Origin of the sequence: Shewanella sp. 11B5 (assembly GCF_002836795.1) — a bacterium.
Classification (GTDB): Bacteria; Pseudomonadota; Gammaproteobacteria; order Enterobacterales; family Shewanellaceae; genus Shewanella; species Shewanella frigidimarina.
In genome coordinates, this window is sequence record NZ_PJAP01000104.1 from 1 (window position 1) to 1,277 (window position 1,277).

Consider the following 1,277-nt stretch of genomic DNA (forward strand, 5'->3'; position numbering starts at 1 on the left):
TACGACGACAGCCTAATAATACCTTGCCATGGTTAGCATAACGAAAGGCATTACTTAGGAAGTTTTGCACAATTCTTACTAATAACGTTAAATCACTTTTGATGTATAACTTACTTGAATGACAATGAAAATCGATATGGTAATCTTTAGTTAGCACTGAAAACTCTGATTGCAACATAGAAAATAATTGTTCAACACAGATGATCGAAATATCCGGGATTATATTGCCACTTTCGATACGGGCTATTTCATTTAAGTCTAAGAGTAAATTGTTTGCTATCTCGAGTGAATTGTCTATTTGTTTTATTTGCTGTCGTTCTTGTCGGGACACTCTTGAACTTAAACATACAGCAGATGAAAATAGTCGAGCAGCGGATAATGGTTGCAATAAGTCATGGCTACAGGCACGTAAATATTGACTTTTTTTCAAATGCGCTTGCTCTGCTTTAAGCTGCGCATGGGCTAATTCTCGGTTGGCGTTTTCGAGTTCTAAGTTTGCTTGCTCTAATTCTTTAGTGCGTGATAATACGCGACTTTCAAGGTCGGTGTTCTCTTCTTTAAGGTAATTCTCTGTTTGACGAAACTCCGTAATATCGGAGAAAATCATCACAAAACCACCGCCGGGTATTGGGTTCCCCTCAATGTTAATGATTTTATCATTTGGTAGTTTTCGCTCTGACTTATGTTTACTACCAGCCCTTATAAATTGTAATCGTTTTTGAACTTGGGCTTCAATATCGAGTATGTAGTGTTTTTGATTAGCGAGGTTATAACGAATAAGTTGGCTTATTGGGCAACCGATATAAACCAGATCTTTGGGATAATTAAAAATGTCGAGATATTGTTTATTCCATGCGACTAAATTTAAATTTCCGTCAATGACTGATATACCTTCACTGGTATTCTCTATTGCTCCTTGTAATACCGAACGGCTAAATTCTAACTGCTGTGTTGAATTGTCTTTAACAATTTGGGCTACTTGGTCAAATGCTATGTCGCGACCACCTAAAGCGAAGGAAATAACGAGCTTTGCAGATGCTGAGCCCATAACACTGGCGAGAGTGTTTTCTGCATGAAATAACAAGGCTTCGTTGTAGGTTTTATGTTTTTTATTTTTGTGTGATTGATTAAATTGTGCAAAGCAATCGGTTGATTTTTCTTGGCCTATAAAGCGTGCAACGAGATATTCTAATTCGAGCAGATCAACTTTAGGTTGCTTAGGTAAATAAGGGAGCTGATTTTTATCTTCTTTATAAAAAAATTTACTCTGCATTTCT

The 1,277-nt window shown here is 36.6% G+C and carries 1 protein-coding gene; it reads right to left on the reverse strand.

Annotation, left to right across the window (positions count from 1 at the left end; genetic code table 11):
* On the reverse strand, positions 1-1,277 hold a 1,277-nt coding region (locus CXF78_RS00860; RefSeq protein ID WP_180957010.1), incomplete at both ends, for a sensor histidine kinase.